This window comes from Paenibacillus sp. J31TS4 (genome assembly GCF_018403265.1).
Classification (GTDB): Bacteria; Bacillota; Bacilli; order Paenibacillales; family NBRC-103111; genus J31TS4.
Window position 1 is genome coordinate 30,061 of sequence record NZ_BOSI01000008.1, and the last position, 16,084, is coordinate 46,144.

Consider the following 16,084-nt stretch of genomic DNA (forward strand, 5'->3'; position numbering starts at 1 on the left):
CAGGAAACCGGACTTTTGGCAACCCCGGCTTCATTCCTTTTATGCTTTTAAGCAATAAAGTATCCCGATCTTTTATTTATACCATCGCCGGAGGTGTTTGTCAATCTTGCCGAGCCGGCAAGCATAAGCTGACAAGCTCACGCATAGGCTCAGGGTAAACAAGCAAACCTTGTACGAAAGGCGGAATTGCCATGTTCAAAGCCGTTGTGCTCAGCAAGAAAAAACTCGTTCTCGCCGCCGCTCTGCTCGTCTCCGCCGTAGTCGGGGGCGTCGTCTACCGCTATGCCGGAACCGATCCGGCTGTCCAGACGGCCTCCGCGCCTGTCCGCACGATTCATATGGTGACCGGGGAATTCAAGACGACCGGCACGGACGGCAAGGAGATAGAAGCGTACCGCTGGGATCCCGGCACGATCTACATGAAGAAGGGTGAAACCGTGCAGATCAGCATTTATGGGGTCAACGGAGCGAGCCATCCGTTCTACATCGAGGGAACTTCCATCAAGGGTGAGGTCAAGAAAGGAAAAGAAACGCTCATTCCGTTCAAGGCGGACAAGGAAGGCATCTATCGGCTCATCTGCATGACCCATCCGGATATCGCCCACAGCGGGCCCATGATCGCGTACATCGTTGTCGATTGATCGTCTCCCTGCAGTCGCCTCCTCCGCTTCCCGCGCATATGGTGAAGCAAAAAGGCAGGTGGGCGTCGCATGTTCGACAAAAACAAAGAAAAGCACGCACAGGAGCTGCCCACGCTTCGCAGCGTCCGCAGAGCCTGCAGCCGGGAGCTGTACCGGACCGCCAAACGGCTCAAGGTTTGGATCCCGCCCGACAAGATGGAGGAGGCCGAGAAGCTGTATCTCAAAAAGGTCGCGGGCCATCTGGTCTGGATCGCGGAAAATAACAGCAACCGGAAGCTTCTCTCCGACTGGTGGCGCGACAATGTGGCCGATGACATTGCGGCGTTGTGGAACGTTGAGAAGGAGCCGCTGGTAAAGGCATTTCGCGAGGCATTCGGCGGGTAGGACGCTATTGGTATCATCGCTCCCCCCGCTGCTCGGGACCAGAAAAGGCTTGAAGATCCGATGCCGTCCCGTCCTTGGGCCGGAAGGAGTATGAAAAACAGACAAGCGGCGCTCCGCGAGCGCCGCTTTGCTGTGCTGTACCGACCGTCATTCCCGGTTCCTACCTGGACAGGTACCGTCAGAAACCGCTCCCGCAGCAAGCGCCAAGAAGCGTGCTGCTTGCCGCGCAAGTTCCCCTCGCGGACTGTTGCTTCCTCCCGCTTCGCGCGTCCTTCATTTCCCGACGCGCACCCGGACTTCCTAGCGGGATTTCGGCTGAAACAGCTCCAGCCTCTCTCCGTCGGGACCGTAAAAGAAGGCGATCCGAACGCCGCCGAGAATCGTCTTAGGCTCCTCGTCGATCATCCGTACCCCGCTTTCCTTAAGCCTCCGCACTTCGGTATCGATGTCGTCGACCGTGAAGGCGATATGATTCACCTTGCCGTTCTCCTCGAAGCCGCCTCCCCGGCCGACCAGCTCCAGCTGAATATCCTCCTGACCCGGGAAGGACAGGAAGACGAGCTCCACTCCGTTGTCCAGCCGTTCTCTGCCAACCAGAGCGAGGCCGAGCGTCTCCGTATAGAACCGGATCGATGCCTCCATATCGCTCACCATCACGCCGATATGCTCCAATTTTTTGATCATTGCCATCCTCTCCTCTTCGCCTGTCATGTCCTTCTGCTCGAAGAATACCACTGGCCAGAGAACCGGGCAACCGCCGCGCACCCAGCCGACAAAAAAAGCCCGGAACCGGTCGTGCCGGTTCGGGCCGAGGCGAGGCGGCTGCCACGAAGCGAGCTTGCGCCGCTTAAGGCAGCTGGGTGCCAAGCTTGGTCAGAATGAGCGGGCCGTCCTTGGTGATGGCGACCGTATGCTCGTATTGGGCGGACAGGCTTCCGTCCACCGTCCGGGCGGTCCAGCCGTCGTCTTCGATGAAGGCTTCGTAGCGTCCGATGTTGAGCATCGGCTCGATCGTGATCACCATGCCCTCCTTGAGGCGCGGGCCTTTGCCGGCCGGGCCGTAATGCGGCACCTGCGGCTCTTCGTGCATCTTTTGGCCGATTCCATGCCCGATGAATTGGCGGACGACGGAGAACCCCCTCGGTTCGGCGTAGGTCTGGATCGCATTGGCGATGTCTCCGATGCGGTTGCCGACGATCGCCTTCTCGATGCCAACGTAGAGAGACTCCTCGGTCGCGGTCAGCAGCTTGCGCGCCTCCTCGCTGATCTCGCCGACGGCATACGACCAGGCGGAGTCGGCCATCCAGCCGTCAACGCTGAAGACCATGTCGATCGTAACGATGTCGCCTTCCTTGAGCGGCTCCTTGCTCGGAAAGCCGTGGCAAATCACATCGTTCACCGATGCGCAGGTTGCGTATGGGTAGCCGCTGTAGCCCTTCTGCTCGGGAATGGCGCCGTTGTCCTTGGTGAACTGCTCGACGAATTCTTCAATCTCCCAGGTTGCGACCCCTGGGCGGATGCGCTTCGCGATCTCCTGGTGGCACCGGGCGATCAGCTGTCCCGCTTTGTGCATGCGGGCGATTTGGTCCGGGGTTTTAATAACAATCACAGTCGGATCCCTCCTTGTTGGTAGCGTGCCGGATGGCTTCCTTCTATATGCATACGCAAGCGGGAGGCACGGTGAGCCTCTCTCCCGTTTCCCGCTCTTGCTTCCATGGCGGCAGGCGGACGGGCCGGCCCTGGATGGCCGCGCCCGGCTTTTTTCGACGATTCATTATACCAAACTTGAGTCCGCTTCGCCTCCTTCCGTTCCCGTCTCCGATTCCGCCCCCCATTCCGACGGGCGAAAATAGAAACGAAGGGCCGAATCCGCTATACTTGGGAGACAGAGATTGCTAGGAGACCGACATACAGGGACGCCGTCCGACGCAGCCAGAGCTCCCCTATCCCGCCAAACCAAAGGAGATACCCTCTATGTATATCGTCACATCCGAAGAAATGCGCAGGCTGGACCGGCAGGCGATCGAAACCGTCGGCCTGCCCGCCCTGCTCCTGATGGAGAACGCCGGCCGGGCTGTTGCCGACGAGGTGCAGCAGTTCATCCGGAACCAGCCGGAGCGCCGCCGGACGGAACGCTGGCTCGTCCTCGCCGGCAAAGGCAACAACGGCGGCGACGGTCTCGTCGCCGCGCGCCATCTGCAGGAAGCCGGCATCGCGGTCGACGTGGCATACGCCGACTCTCCGGCCCGTTTCGGCGCCGACCTCGCCTTCCAGCACAAGACCGCCAGCCGCCTTGGCATCCCCTCGTTCGTTTACCAGCCGGATACGCTCCCCTGGAACGCCTACACCGGGGTAATCGACGCGCTGCTCGGCACGGGCAGCAGCGGGGCGCCGCGCGGACGGTATGCCTCTCTCATCCGCGAGGCGAACGGGAGCGGCCTGCCCATCGTGGCCGTCGACATCCCGAGCGGCCTGAACGCCGATACGGGCGAGCTGCACGACCCGTGCATCCGGGCGCGCCTGACGGTCGCGCTCGCCTTCCTGAAGCGCGGCCTCGTGCAGTATCCGGGCGCCGAGACTGCCGGCGAGGTCGTGACGCGGCCGATCGGCATCCCTTCCCGCTTCGCGGAGGAGGCCGGCATCCGGACGCTGCTCGTCACCGAGCGGGTGCTGGAGAGCCACCTGGCGCTGACGCCCGGCGCCGAGCGCCCCGCCGACTCGCACAAGGGCACCTACGGCCACGTGCTGCTAGCAGCGGGCACGCACCGGATGAGCGGCGCCGGCCTCCTCTGCGCCCGTGCCTCGCTTAGGGCCGGCTGCGGCCTCGCCACGTGGGCGCTGCCGGCGAGCCTCGTGCCGCATCTGATCGGGCGGCTGCCCGAGGTGATGCTCGCAGGGCTGCCCGATGCGGGCAACGGCGACTGGGCGGAAGTGTCCGCCGACGAGGTGCTCGCGCTCGCGGAGGACCGCGACGCGCTGGCGCTCGGGCCGGGCATGGGGCGCTACGCCGACGACTCGCAGTGGCTGCGGGCGATCTGGGAAGGCGCCCGCTGCCCGCTGCTGCTCGACGCCGACGCGCTCAACATGCTCGCCGACGCGCCGGACTTCGCCTTGTGGCCGAGACGCGAAGCGCCGACCGTGCTGACGCCCCACCCGGGCGAGATGGCCCGGCTCGCCAAGCTGACCACCGCCGACGTGCAGCGCGACCGGATCGGCATCGCTCGTCGCTATGCGCAGGAGCACGGCGTGACGCTCGTGCTCAAGGGCGCCCGTACCGTCGTGGCAACGCCCAAGGGGGTCGTGTACGTGAACACGACCGGCAATCCGGGCATGGCCAAGGGCGGCACAGGCGACGTACTCTCCGGCGTCATCGCCAGCCTCCTCGCGCAAGGGATGTCCGCCGAGCAGGCGGCCGTCTACGGCGTGTGGCGACACGGAGCAGCCGGCGACCGGGCGGCAGAGGTGCGGTCCAGCCGAGATTCGCTCCTGGCGAGCGACCTCATCGAGAACCTCTAGAAGACCTCCTGCCCGCAGCCATAAAAAAAGACCGGGCGAGAGCGGGCTCTCCTCGGTCTATCAAGTCCTTTCCGCCTCTTTTTGCTCCCGGGCGGTCAGCGTATTAATGGTTTTGGGCCTTTTGGATCCGGATCACCAGCAGTTGCAGAAGGTTGGAGCGCTCATGCTGTCTTTTGGTGCGAGCCAGTTTGCTCATAATAAACCGTTCGATCGACACGTCTTCCAACTCCTTTCTTCCAATTGCTTCCGTATACGTAAATAAACAGGTGACCCGCCGTTGAAACAGCCCCCGCGGCATCAAAAAAAGAGCCTCTCGGCTCTTTCCTGTTCGGCATCCGTTCCAGTTGCCTTTCCTATTGACACGGTCCTGTCTGCAGGTACATCATGCCGTCCTCATGCAGATGCACGACCGATCTCTTCTGGTTGCTCGCCCATTCCGCATGAGGGTCGCTTACCCGGTACGGGTTGCTGACATCCCGCATATCCTCCCAGAGGCATTCCACTCCCTTGCCCCCGGCATTGCCGTTATACATCTTGCAGCCGAGGCAGTAGTTGGTCGTATGGGAAGCGTCCAGCCGGACGACGCGGTTGCGCAGACAGCAATAGACTTCTTGCCCCGATGCGGCATAATTGATATGGTTCGTTTTTTTCATGGCTGCTTGCACCTCTCTTTATCTCTCTCACCTGTTTAAACGGATTACAGCCAGTTTAATCGGTAGAAAGCAAAAAAGTGCACGAAATTTGTAGTGCGGCCCATTAATATTTTCCGCGCAAACGGTTCAATCGGCGGCCCGAGCCGCGCCGCTGGCCGCTGCCGAAAGGAGAGATTTCGCCATGTGCGGCAGATTCACATTGACCACCTGGCTCGAGGAAATCATGGAACGGTTTCTGCTAGAGCCGGCCGACTTCCCGTACGAGCCCCGCTATAACGCCGCCCCGGGCCAATGGATTCCGGCGATCGTCGAGCACGAAGGCAAGCGCCGGATCGGCCAGCTCCGCTGGGGCCTCGTCCCATCTTGGGCCCAAGACGAAAAGATCGGCTACAAGATGATCAACGCCAAGTCGGAGACCGCGGCGGACAAGCCTTCGTTCCGGACCGCCCTTCAGAGGCGGCGCTGCCTGATCCCCGCAGACGGGTTCTACGAGTGGCGCCGGAACGCCGACGGCACAAAGCAGCCGCTCCGGTTCGTCCGCAACGACCGCGCGCTGTTCGCGATGGCGGGGTTGTACGACACCTGGCAGGGGCCGGACGGCAAGCGGATCGGCACCTGTACCATTTTGACGACATCGCCCAATGCGCTTGTCGAGCCGGTTCACAACCGGATGCCGGTCATCCTCGACCCGACGAACGAGGCGGCCTGGCTCGACAAAGCTCTCCGCGATCCGGCGGTTCTGCAGCCGATGCTGGCCCCTTATCCCGCCGAGGAGATGACCGCCTATCCGGTCTCCCCCGACGTCGGAAACGTGAAGAACGATACAGCCGCCTGCACGCTGGAATGGCAGTAAGCGAAGCGCCGCTGCCTGTCGGGTCCCCACCCATAGGCACACACACCGTACAAAAAAGCCCTTGCTGCCCGTTAGACGGGACGCAAGGGCTTTTGGTTCGGAACCGCGGGGGACGCGAGCAAGCTGCCGGTCAGCTCGACTCCTCCCAGCTGCCCGAGATGGGCGGAAACTCTTCTTCCTCCTGGAGCGACGGGAGCGGCAGCGCTGTGATGCCCCAAGCCGCGGCTATCGCGCCGAGAGGAGCGGCAGCCGGAAAGCCGAACGCTTCAGCTGCCGCGCGGGTGAACCGGCGGGCCATCTGGAGCACGAGGTGCAGCGACGTATTCTGCAGCACCTTGTACGGATTACCCTCGTTGCGGTTCACCACACCAAGCACGGAGTAATGGCCGACGGCCGGCAGACGGCAGCCCATCGACTTGCCGGGCTCGATGCCGTCCGCGGCGACCTGAAAGCGGCCGACCGACTCGCCCATGCCGAGGCACGCATCGACTGCAATGACCAGCCGGCCGTCCGGCAGCTCCGCAAGCCTCTCCGCCAGATTCGCCGAATCGCACGGCCGCTCCAGCGTTCCGATCACATACGGGAACCCCGCCTCCTCCAGCAGCGTGCCGGTCAGCGGTCCGAAGGCATCGCCGGTGGACCGGTCGGTGCCGATGCACAAAAACACGATGCGATCGGCGGTGAAGCCTTCGCTTCGAATCTCCAGCAGCCACTCCGCCAGGCGGTCCCCGCCAATCGTTCGTCTGGCCGGATTCCGCCCGGCCGGCGGGATCATCGGCGCTTCCCCGTGCTCCATACTCGTCCTCCTCTACAGGCGGCATGCCGCAAGCGGCGTGCTTTACCTTTTGCGTTTTATTTGCCGAACAGAATCCAGGCTCCCTTCCACTTGCGCAGCAGGAAGACCAGCAGCCAAGGGACCGTGAAGATCATGACGCCCGCTCCGATTGTGGAGAGGTGGTAAGCCAGCGTATCGCTCGGATAGGTCCAGTTGCGACGCCAGAGTGAGAGCAGCGCCGGATGGGTGAAGTAGATGCCGAAGGCGGCCGTTCCCATCGACGTCAGCACCGCTGCAAGACGGGGAGTGCCGCGCAGCACCTTGGCCGAGATCCAAAGCAGGCTGAGTCCCATGGCAACCGCGTAGCCGTTGAACAAGATCTCCATCGGCAGCGAGCCGAAGTTGATGCGGTTCTGGCTCAGCACGAACAACAGCGCGAACGAATAGCCGATCAACAGGGCGAGTCCGAGCACCCACCATAGATGACGTTCACCCGCACGCTGGAACCGCTCGTAATTCATGCCGATCCAGCCGCCGATGGCGAAGATGCCCGCGTATGTACCGAGAATGGTGGCCGGATGCTGCACCGGGTGGAACCAGTGGTGATAAATATAAAAGCCGATTTGCGCCGCGAGTCCGATCCAGATCAGGTTCCTCGCAAACCAGCTCCACCGGTCAGCAAGCGCCATAATGAGCGGGAAGATCAGGTAGAACTGAAGAATAAGCACGATGAAGTACAGGTGATAGCTCGTGTCGGCCCACTTGAGCGCGTTCAGGAAGAACGGCCAATCGATCTTGATGTCGTGCCAGTTGAAATTGGGTGTCCACTGGTTGAACACATAGTAGAAGAACGACCAGATCAGATAAGGAACAAGGATATACTGAATCCGTTTCCGGTAGAAGCTCAACGCTTCCTTCCAACTCCAGGCCCCGCTGTACCGGTAGAACAGCACAAGGCCGCTCAGCAAAATAAAGATGGGAACCGCAAAGTTGCTCAGTTTGTTTACGATCAAATAGAGAATCTGGGAACGACTGCCGAGAGGAATCTCTACCGTCGTTTCCGAAGTGGCATGGATCATCAGGACAGCCATGATGGCGAACGCCCGCACGATGTCCAGTTCCAGAATTCTTGGTTTTCTCATGTTGGTGGGGAACTCCTCCTCCTGCTTGTCCGAACAATCGGGTCGGTACGGCCGCCGGCCGTATCCAGTACAAGAATACCGTATATTCCCGAATCATGCCACGGCTAATTGCCCGCGCAGCGGGGGTATAGCGGCGAACGCTTGGAACGGCGAATATTGCTGTCACCTGTTCGAACGGCCGGAGCGTGCCGGTTGACAGTAAAAACGGAGCCCCGCCGGAGCTCCGTTTTTACTGTCCCGCCTGCGGCGGGCTGCCGAGGGCCGCTGCCCGAGCCGGCCGCTAGTGGCCGCGCTCTTCAAAGGTGTGGCAGCAAGTGTCGCGCGTATCCTCTGCGTGGTCGGTATGCGACGTGTCGTACTGCTGGCCGCCTTTCTGCTGCGGCAGCGAAGCCCCTGCATGCCGGTCGATCTCGATCATGATCACTTCGGCACTGCAGTTGTTGCCTTCTTCCCAATACTCGCAATTGTCTACACTGCATTTGACCTGTGGATTTGTCATGTCGATCACCTCGGTATTGTTTACCCGCCCATCCGGGCGGCTAAACAAGCCCGCGGCCGAGCCGCTCCAGCAGCTCGGAGAGGGGAACGTCCGCCAGGGAAGACAGCCGGTGGTCGACGGCGTCAAACAACAGCGCTTCCGTGACCGTGTTGGGAACGATGACGCAGCACATGCCTGCCGCCTTGGCCGCCTTGGCGCCGTTCGGAGAGTCCTCGAAGGCGACCGCTTCCTCCGGCCGGACCCCGAGATCCTCAAGCGCTCTCTGGTACAGATACGGGGCCGGCTTCACCTTGGGGACGTCCTCCTTGGTGCGGATCGTCTCGAAATACGGAGTCAGCCCGAACCGGTCGAGATGGCTGACGACCCACTCCCGACCGGAGCTCGACGCAAGTCCGACCCGCAGTCCCTGCGCCCGGGCATCCCGCAGCACCTGCTCCACGCCCGGGCGTACCTGCTCTTCGCCCGCCCGGCGGTCGTAATACTGGCGGCGTAGCGCCCGCAGCTCCTGCCTGTCCAGCGTCCGTCCAACCTGCTGCTCCAGGTAGGCGTACGGATCAAACACGCTTGCGTCGGTGCCGATCAGCTTGCTCCATTCCGATAGCGGCATATCCGCGCCGTAGCTCTGGCAGAGCTCCCGGAACGCCTCGAATTCATGCGTCTCCGAATCGAAAATCAAGCCGTCGAAGTCAAACACGATCGCTTTTATCACAGGGACCCCTCCACTCGCTGGTTCTGTCTTCTCTGCTTCATCTTAGCAGATGGGCCCGCCGCTGTCTTGTCCCGGCGGGCCATAGACCCGGCGGCTCCCAGAGGCTGTCCCGCGTCTTTGCGGCCACGCCAACCAAGCCCCTGGCGCTGAGCGCGGGGCTGGTAGTATGCTGCAGTTTCCGCTGACGAGGGGGCCAGGCAGGTCCGCTGCACATTCCATGAGGCCGACGCAGGGCTGGATGCCATGAGCGTTCCTTTTGCACGCCGGAACGCGGCATCTGTCCCTGCCGCTCTCCGAGACGGATGGCTGGCAAAAAACGAGCGTAATCGACGGAAACGTCCGTCTCAAGCGGCGTTTCCGTCACCCTTTCGGCGGATAAGGGTCGTGGCCATGGCTGTCCTTCTCGCGGATCACGCCGTGCCGGTCATGAATGACGAGCTCCGACTTCTCCTCCTTGCTGCGTTCGCGGGCGGCGTCAACCGCTTCCTGCTTGGTCTTCGTCACCTGCTCGGGCTTGCTCTTGTTCTCGCTTTTGACGGCCCAATCCCCGTCGTGGGGCACAACATGCTGGTTGTTCGGTCTCATGCGGGCACCTCCCTTTTTCCCCTACTTACCCAATCCGGGACGGATTGAACGCGCGGGAGGAAGCAAGGGGCCCCCTCCTTCCAGCAGCTCCAACAGGAGCAGCACATTGCGGATGATGTGGTACGGGTCCTTCACCGGAAGCGCGACGACCTTTTCCTCCGGCCGCCCCTCTCGGTCCCGAATTTGGATCCACTCCCCCACCTCCGGATCGGGATTCGGGAAGGTGGCGAACGTGTACGCGTGAGTCTTTTCGTACCAGCCGAGCAGCTCCTCGTCGCCGGTCAGCCGGTACCCGAGGAGCGACGTGTATAGAGCTTCCGAGTGCACCCACCACAGCTTGCTTTCCCACGTGTCACGGACGTTGCGCTCAAAGGCGCCCTCGCCGACGGCCCCTCTCGGCGGCCCGCCCTCCAGATCAACATAGTGGAGAAGCCCGCCGTTCTCCTCATCCCAGCCCGCAGCGAAAGCTGCCTTGGCCACGCGGACAGCCTGGCTGATGCGTTCCCGGCTCCCGATCCGCAGCGCCTGGTGCATCACGAACCACATATCCTCGATCGTATGCCCCGGGTTCACGTGCCGAGTCAGCATCCGCGTCCGGTCCACCGTACCGTCCGCCAGCAGCACCTCGGCCAGCAGGCCGTCCGGCTGGACGAACGTATCCAGGATATCTTCCATGTACGCGGTCGCCCGGTCCGTCGTTCCGGCCGCTCGCGGATGACCCAACGCTTCTGCCGCCTCGGCCAGCACCTGTGCCGTATTGAGCATGATCATCGGCAGCGAGTGAGCTCTGCACCCGTCTGGAAGCAGATAGGGCTCCGTCCTCGCTTCCCCCGCCGCTATTCTCGCTTCCATGCGATCGAACAGCCGGAACGCCTTCTCCAGCACCTCCGTGTCCCGGGCTTCCTTGGCATATTCGGCGAACCCCATCAGGACGAAGGCGTCCACGAAGATGCTCGTGTCATAGCCTCTCCCCGGCAGCGACTCCTTCTTATCTCCTTCTTCCGTCAGCAGGAACGCGCAGTTGCCGTTCGCGAGGAAAGCATACCGGTTCAAAAACTCGATGGTCAGCCTGGCGTGCCCAAGCAGCTCTTCTCGACTGTACGGCAGCGCGTACCGTCCGGTCATCCCGGCCAGCTTGGCCAGCAGCCAGACGAACCTGCCCTGGGACCAGACATATTTGTCCGTGCTCACCCTCCGGCTGCCGTCGTTGGAATAGCAAGTATAGACGCCTCCGCGAATGCGATCCAGCGCCCCGTCCAGCCAGAACGGCAGCAGCTGTCCGGTCAGATGGTCCCGGTAAAAGGCCGCCTGCTCCTTCGTGTTCGTCCCTTTCATCTTCATGCTCCCCTTTCTTCTCCTGGATTCGTCCGCTCTACCTTCGGCAGCGCTTTCAAGAATTCCTGCCTTTGGCCCGTCTCCCGCCGGCCCGCCGAACGGAAACTCATAGAATAAGCCGGTGGCGGACATCTCCGACTCCGGCAAAAAAGGAAGCCGACCGGCGCGCCTCTCCGGTCGACGTATTGGTGGGAACCGTTCAACAGCCCGGCTTGAGACGGATGCCTCGCCGACCGTCTTGCCGTCCTGCCGAGGGCTTTGCCCACCGGTTCGCTTCAGCTTACCGGCGAAGCTTCTCGAGCTCGTGGGTCACCTTCTCGATCATCGTAACGAACGACGTCAGCTCCTGCGAGCGGGCCGCCTGCTCTCTAGCATACGAAGACGTCTGCTCTGACTCCTGCTCAATGTTGCGCAGGACGCCAGTGATCGAGGTAAGCTTGTCCTGAATGAGCGCAAGCGACTCCTGCGAACGATTGGCCAGCTTGCGGATCTCGTTGGCCACGACCTCGAAGCCGCGCCCGGTCTCTCCCGCATGAGCCGCCTCGATCGCTGCGTTGAGGCCGAGCAAATGCGTCTGGTCCGAGATCTCCTTCATCAGAGCGCCCATGCCGTGGATATTCTTGACCTCCTCGGTCAGTCCCTGCACCATGCCGTGCGCCTTGTCCTGCGATTCCGCCGTATGGACGGCCGTCTCGGCTACCGACTGGCTGCTCTCGGATAGCTGCACCATCATGGAGGCCAGCTCCTGAACGGCCGAGGTAATGCCCCTCAGCAGATTGTCCTGTTCGTCGACGAGCCGCTCGATCTTCGCTTTCTCATCCGTCTCGTACGCCTCAAGGACGGTCTGGGAGTCAATGTTGAACATCTTGGATAGGGCATGGATAACCCGGATCCAGCCGCCGTTCGGCAGCACCTTCTCCAGGTAGGCCGTCGTGATGTTGAGATAGACCATGTACGTGCCGAGATACCAGTCGCTGGTCAATCCGATCCGCGAATGGACGCGGCCGACCTGAACCCGGCGGTTCATATAGTCATCGTCCATGACGCCGTCCGCCAGCGACAGGAAGTACCACCGCTGGGTTCCTTTCAGCCGCTCGACCGTGCTGTATTTGTGAATGATCTCGGCTAGTCCCGGCTGCTCCATGATCTTCGCGTACAGATCCTCCACGACCTGGTCGGCGATCTGCTCGAAGTGAGGCTGATGCCGATGCAGCAGGGCGAGATCCTCCTCCGTAAGACCTATAAAATCGACTTGCTTCCGTCGCTCTTCAGAAAGATTAATCAAGTGAATTCCCCTTCTATTGCCTTATTGTCTAAAATTGCCATTGGTCAATACGGTACCATTCGACCTACAAGGTGCAAAATCCTGCATCGTTCGACAGGAATTTCCTTGGACTCGAAGGATGCCGAAGAAAGGCTCGATTCGCCCGGACGCGCGTCGACAAAACCGAGGGCAAGCGTGATGTATCGAGCGGCACCAAACTTGGCCAGCAGCATTGTCGATTCGTGCGCCATGCCGCGCCGGAGGCTGCGGCAGTGCGGCTCAGCGGACATCCGCCCGTTCCAGCCGGTCGGTCCGCTTCAGCTCCTCCAGCGTGCCAGCGCCGATGCCAAACATGGCGGCGCGCAGCTCGAGACCGATGCGGCGGAACAGCGCGTCCAGCTCCTCGGCCGAATGGACGGCTGAGGCGAGCACGGAGCGGCCAAAGCCGACCAGATCCGCGCCCAGCGCGATCGCCTTGGCCGCGTCGACTCCCGTCTGCATGCCGCCGCTCGCGATGACGGCCGCATCCGGCACCCGGCTGCGCACGTCGACGAGGCTCTCGGCCGTCGGAATGCCCCAGCCGGCGAACGCTTCTGCGGCACCGCTCAGGACGGGGTCGGCCGTCCGGTATTTCTCGACCTGGCTCCACGAGGTGCCCCCCGCCCCGGCCACGTCAAGAAACGAGATTCCCGCGTCCCGCAGCCGTGCCGCCGTCTCGCCGTCCAGACCCCAGCCGACTTCCTTGGCTCCGACGGGCACCTCCAGCGACCGGCAGACCTGTTCGATCCGGCGCAGCAGGCCGCTGAAGTTCGTGTCGCCCTCGGGCTGGAACACCTCCTGCAGGCTGTTCAGATGCAGCACGAGGCCGTCCGCTTCGACCAGCTCTACGGCCCGCCTGCATTCGTCAGGGCCGTAGCCGTAATTCAGCTGGACCGCGCCAAGATTCGCGAACAGCGGGATCGTCGGGGCGGCGTCGCGTATGCGGAAGCTGGCGGCCGCCTGCGGATGCTCCAGCGCCGCGCGGACGGAGCCCACGCCCATCGACCAGCCGTGGGCCTCGGCCGCCTCGGCGAGCCGCCGGTTGATCTCCCCGGCATGGCGCGGGCCACCGGTCATGGAGCTGACGACGAACGGCGTCCGGACCGCCTTGCCCAGGAAGGCGGTGTCCGTCCGCACGGCCGCCAGATCCAGCTCAGGCAGGGCGTTATGCCGGAATCGGTAACGCTCCAGGCCGGTCGTGATCGCCTCCCCGCTCACCTCCCGGGTCAGGCAGATGTCGATATGCTCACTCTTCCGGCGTTCGATCCGGGTCTCTCTCTGTTCGTCCATCCGTATGTCCCTCCATCCGCAGCCCGCCTGACGGCGGGCCTGGTTCTTGGTAAGCCCATCATACCGGGTTCGGAGCAGCGCGTCCAACTTCCGCCAAAATCGCTTCCCGGACCAGCCGCCTTAGAGGGTGATGATTGGCCTCCCTCCGCCCGGATACGTCGTGCCGACGATGAATCGGAGTCACTGGAATCCCTGATGTGGTTGCCGCGCCGGCCAAAAGGTCAGTCTGCCGAATGAACGAGATGCCGTAGATCGCTTCGTGGTAAGCGCCGGTGCCCCGCCGCAGCTGCTCCGGTGTGTAGACTTCTAGCATATCCGCCGCGCGCAGGACCGAAACGCCCTCATCTTCTAATCGGCTAATAACCCGCTCGACATAAGAGTCCGTCCAATCCTGCCGGCCGTCCTGGCACGCAAAAAAAAGAGCCGGACGCTTCGCCGTCCGACTCTTTTCTTGCTCTTTCTTGTCCAGCATGCCGGGAGGGCGATCCTGCCTCCGTCACAGGATGCGGCATAGTCTATTCTTGTTGTACCCGCAGCACCGTCCGGCCCGGCCGGAAAGACTGCCTCCATCTCTCTGGGCGTTACGCGACGATGTGGGCTTTGGCGTACAGCTGGTAAGCATCCGACGCCATGATCATCTCTTCATTGGTCGGAATGACCATGACCTTGATCGGCGAGTACGGATTGCTGATGAAGCCTTCCTTCTTGATCGCCCGGTTCGCCTCGGGATCGAGGATAACGCCTGCAAACTCAAGCCCAGAGCAAATCATCTGGCGGATCTCCGCATTGTTCTCTCCTACGCCGGCCGTGAAGATAATGCCATCGACACCGTTCATCGTCGCCAGATAAAGCCCGATGTAAGCATGCAGGCGGCTTGTGAAGAGCTTGAGCGCCAGCTCGCAGCGGATATTTCCCTCTTTGGCACCCGCCATAACGTCCCGCAGATCGCTCGAGACGCCCGAGATGCCGAGAAGCCCGCTCTTGTAGTTAAGGATGTCGACCGCCCCCTTGGAGTCGGTCTGTTCGATCTCTTCGAGATAAGGCAGAATCGCCGGGTCGATGTTGCCGCTCCGTGTGCCCATCGTAACGCCTGCCAGAGGCGTCATGCCCATCGACGTATCAAGCGACATGCCGTTCTTGATCGCCGTCACGCTGACGCCGCTGCCGATATGGCAGCTGATGAGGCGCAGCCGCTCCTTCGGCGTCTCCATCATCTGCTCGGCCCGGTGCATGACATACCTGTGCGAGCTGCCGTGGAAGCCGTACTTGCGGATACCGTACTTTTCGTAATACTCGTACGGCAGGGCGTACAGATACGAGGATGGCGGCATCGTCTGATGGAACGACGTATCGAATACCGCCACATGCATCGCCTGCGGACGGAATTTCTGGGCGAGCTCGATGCCGAGCAGATTGATCGGGTTGTGCAGCGGGGCGAACCGGCTGTAGCCTTCAATCTGCTTCTTCACTTCGTCGTTGATGACGGCCGACCGGTGGAACGCTTCGCCGCCGTGCACAACACGGTGCGAGACGATCGAGATCGGCTGATCCGCAAACTTGTCAAAGATGCTTTGCAGAGCCGCGCCATACTCGTCCCGCTTGATGTTTTGCAGGATATCAGCGGCAACTAGCTTCACGGACGGCATGTCGTACAGCTTGTATTTGACGGACGAGCTGCCGCAGTTCAGGACGAGAACAAGCTGGCGCTCCTGTCCGCGAAGAGCGTCGTAGGCGGGTCCAGCCTGGTTGGGGACGATAACCTCCAGCTCCATCCCGTTGCGCAGCCCCGCTGCGTTTGCTTCATCCGTATCAATATGAAATTCCAGCCGGTAGTCCCGGTGAACCCGGCACAGAACGTTCTCCAGCACAAGCGATCGGGGGCCTTCCACCTCGACCGCGACGAACTGCTTGTCTACGATGCCGAAACGCTCCGCATCCTCCTCCGAGAAGTGAATATGCCGGAAGGCGAGAATGACCCCTTCCTCCAGCTTTACCTCACCCTGAGGTCCGACAATCGTCAGAGCTTCGCTGCCTGCCAGATCTCCCGAATCACGGATTGGCGGATCCACGCCCAGCAGATAGCTGTCCGTCCGTGAAATTTCGACCTGCGTCTGCTTCCGGACCGGTCCGAGTACGCGGACATGGCCGATCTTGCCTTTGGGCCCGACCAGCGTAACGGTCTCCTCGGCGGCATATTGGCCTACCTGTTTGAGATCCTTCAGCTTCGTCAGCTGATAATGCGGTCCGAACAGCTGCTCCAGATGCTCTTGAGAAAGATGTATGTGACGATTAGAAATGCCTACAGGTACTTTCATGAGGGCTCACATCCTAGATTGAGTAATAGGAGTTTGTCTTTTCATACCCCATCAGGAGGCCTCTGCCAACGCTTCCCGGAAAAT

17 protein-coding genes are annotated in these 16,084 nt (G+C 61.8%); 4 read left to right on the top strand and 13 right to left on the bottom strand.

The genetic code is table 11. From position 1 onward, the window contains the following. Positions 1–191: 191 nt before the first annotated feature. Positions 192–641, top strand: a complete 450-nt coding sequence (locus KJS47_RS21720) for a cupredoxin domain-containing protein (protein WP_213527673.1) — start codon at positions 192–194, stop codon at positions 639–641. A 69-nt stretch (positions 642–710) separates the two neighbouring features. Continuing rightward, the gene (locus KJS47_RS21725; protein ID WP_213527674.1) at positions 711–1,025 is read left to right on the top strand and encodes a dehydrogenase; all 315 of its coding nucleotides are present in this window, start codon (positions 711–713) and stop codon (positions 1,023–1,025) included. Between the two features lie 300 nt (positions 1,026–1,325). Here KJS47_RS21725 and KJS47_RS21730 read toward each other — a convergent pair whose 3' ends face one another. Both KJS47_RS21730 and map read right to left on the bottom strand, forming a co-directional pair. Continuing rightward, a complete protein-coding gene (locus KJS47_RS21730; protein ID WP_213527676.1) occupies positions 1,326–1,709 on the bottom strand; it encodes a VOC family protein in 384 nt (127 codons plus the stop codon). Positions 1,710–1,872: 163 nt separating this feature from the next. Continuing rightward, complete coding sequence (gene map, locus KJS47_RS21735) at positions 1,873–2,634, bottom strand: type I methionyl aminopeptidase (protein ID WP_213527679.1); 762 nt, start codon at positions 2,632–2,634, stop codon at positions 1,873–1,875. A 365-nt stretch (positions 2,635–2,999) separates the two neighbouring features. Here map and KJS47_RS21740 point away from each other — a divergent pair, with 365 nt between their 5' ends. After that, positions 3,000–4,541, top strand: a complete 1,542-nt coding sequence (locus KJS47_RS21740) for an NAD(P)H-hydrate dehydratase (protein ID WP_213527680.1) — start codon at positions 3,000–3,002, stop codon at positions 4,539–4,541. Positions 4,542–4,894: 353 nt separating this feature from the next. Here KJS47_RS21740 and KJS47_RS21745 read toward each other — a convergent pair whose 3' ends face one another. Beyond that, positions 4,895–5,194: a hypothetical protein gene (locus tag KJS47_RS21745; RefSeq protein ID WP_213527682.1), complete on the bottom strand. Its 300-nt coding sequence runs from the start codon at positions 5,192–5,194 to the stop codon at positions 4,895–4,897. 181 nt (positions 5,195–5,375) lie between these two features. On the opposite strand from KJS47_RS21745, the gene KJS47_RS21750 reads away from it, so the two are divergent. Beyond that, positions 5,376–6,047 (top strand): SOS response-associated peptidase, encoded by a 672-nt coding sequence (locus tag KJS47_RS21750; RefSeq protein ID WP_213527684.1) that lies wholly within the window; start codon positions 5,376–5,378, stop codon positions 6,045–6,047. Between the two features lie 130 nt (positions 6,048–6,177). Here KJS47_RS21750 and yyaC read toward each other — a convergent pair whose 3' ends face one another. The 10 genes from yyaC to KJS47_RS24340 all read right to left on the bottom strand — a co-directional run bounded on the left by yyaC (position 6,178) and on the right by KJS47_RS24340 (position 16,000). After that, positions 6,178–6,843 carry a spore protease YyaC gene (yyaC, locus tag KJS47_RS21755; RefSeq protein ID WP_249716641.1) on the bottom strand — a complete coding sequence of 222 codons (666 nt, stop codon included), beginning with the start codon at positions 6,841–6,843 and terminating at the stop codon, positions 6,178–6,180. Between the two features lie 56 nt (positions 6,844–6,899). Further along, positions 6,900–7,964: an acyltransferase gene (locus KJS47_RS21760; RefSeq protein ID WP_213527686.1), complete on the bottom strand. Its 1,065-nt coding sequence runs from the start codon at positions 7,962–7,964 to the stop codon at positions 6,900–6,902. Between the two features lie 280 nt (positions 7,965–8,244). After that, complete coding sequence (locus KJS47_RS21765) at positions 8,245–8,463, bottom strand: DUF1540 domain-containing protein (protein WP_213527687.1); 219 nt, start codon at positions 8,461–8,463, stop codon at positions 8,245–8,247. A gap of 40 nt (positions 8,464–8,503) precedes the next feature. Then, entirely contained in the window at positions 8,504–9,172 is a 669-nt protein-coding gene (locus tag KJS47_RS21770) for an HAD family hydrolase (RefSeq protein WP_213527689.1), read from the bottom strand. Positions 9,173–9,532: 360 nt separating this feature from the next. Continuing rightward, a complete protein-coding gene (locus KJS47_RS21775) occupies positions 9,533–9,757 on the bottom strand; it encodes a DUF2188 domain-containing protein (RefSeq protein ID WP_213527691.1) in 225 nt (74 codons plus the stop codon). Positions 9,758–9,778: 21 nt separating this feature from the next. Continuing rightward, complete coding sequence (locus tag KJS47_RS21780) at positions 9,779–11,098, bottom strand: AGE family epimerase/isomerase (RefSeq protein ID WP_213527693.1); 1,320 nt, start codon at positions 11,096–11,098, stop codon at positions 9,779–9,781. Positions 11,099–11,372: 274 nt separating this feature from the next. After that, a complete protein-coding gene (locus KJS47_RS24310; protein WP_213527695.1) occupies positions 11,373–12,377 on the bottom strand; it encodes a globin-coupled sensor protein in 1,005 nt (334 codons plus the stop codon). 258 nt (positions 12,378–12,635) lie between these two features. After that, positions 12,636–13,685, bottom strand: a complete 1,050-nt coding sequence (gene fni, locus KJS47_RS21790; RefSeq protein WP_213527697.1) for a type 2 isopentenyl-diphosphate Delta-isomerase — start codon at positions 13,683–13,685, stop codon at positions 12,636–12,638. Between the two features lie 58 nt (positions 13,686–13,743). Continuing rightward, the gene (locus KJS47_RS21795; protein WP_213527698.1) at positions 13,744–14,157 is read right to left on the bottom strand and encodes a hypothetical protein; all 414 of its coding nucleotides are present in this window, start codon (positions 14,155–14,157) and stop codon (positions 13,744–13,746) included. 109 nt (positions 14,158–14,266) lie between these two features. Beyond that, complete coding sequence (locus tag KJS47_RS24340) at positions 14,267–16,000, bottom strand: acetate/propionate family kinase (protein ID WP_213527700.1); 1,734 nt, start codon at positions 15,998–16,000, stop codon at positions 14,267–14,269. Positions 16,001–16,084 lie beyond the last annotated feature (84 nt).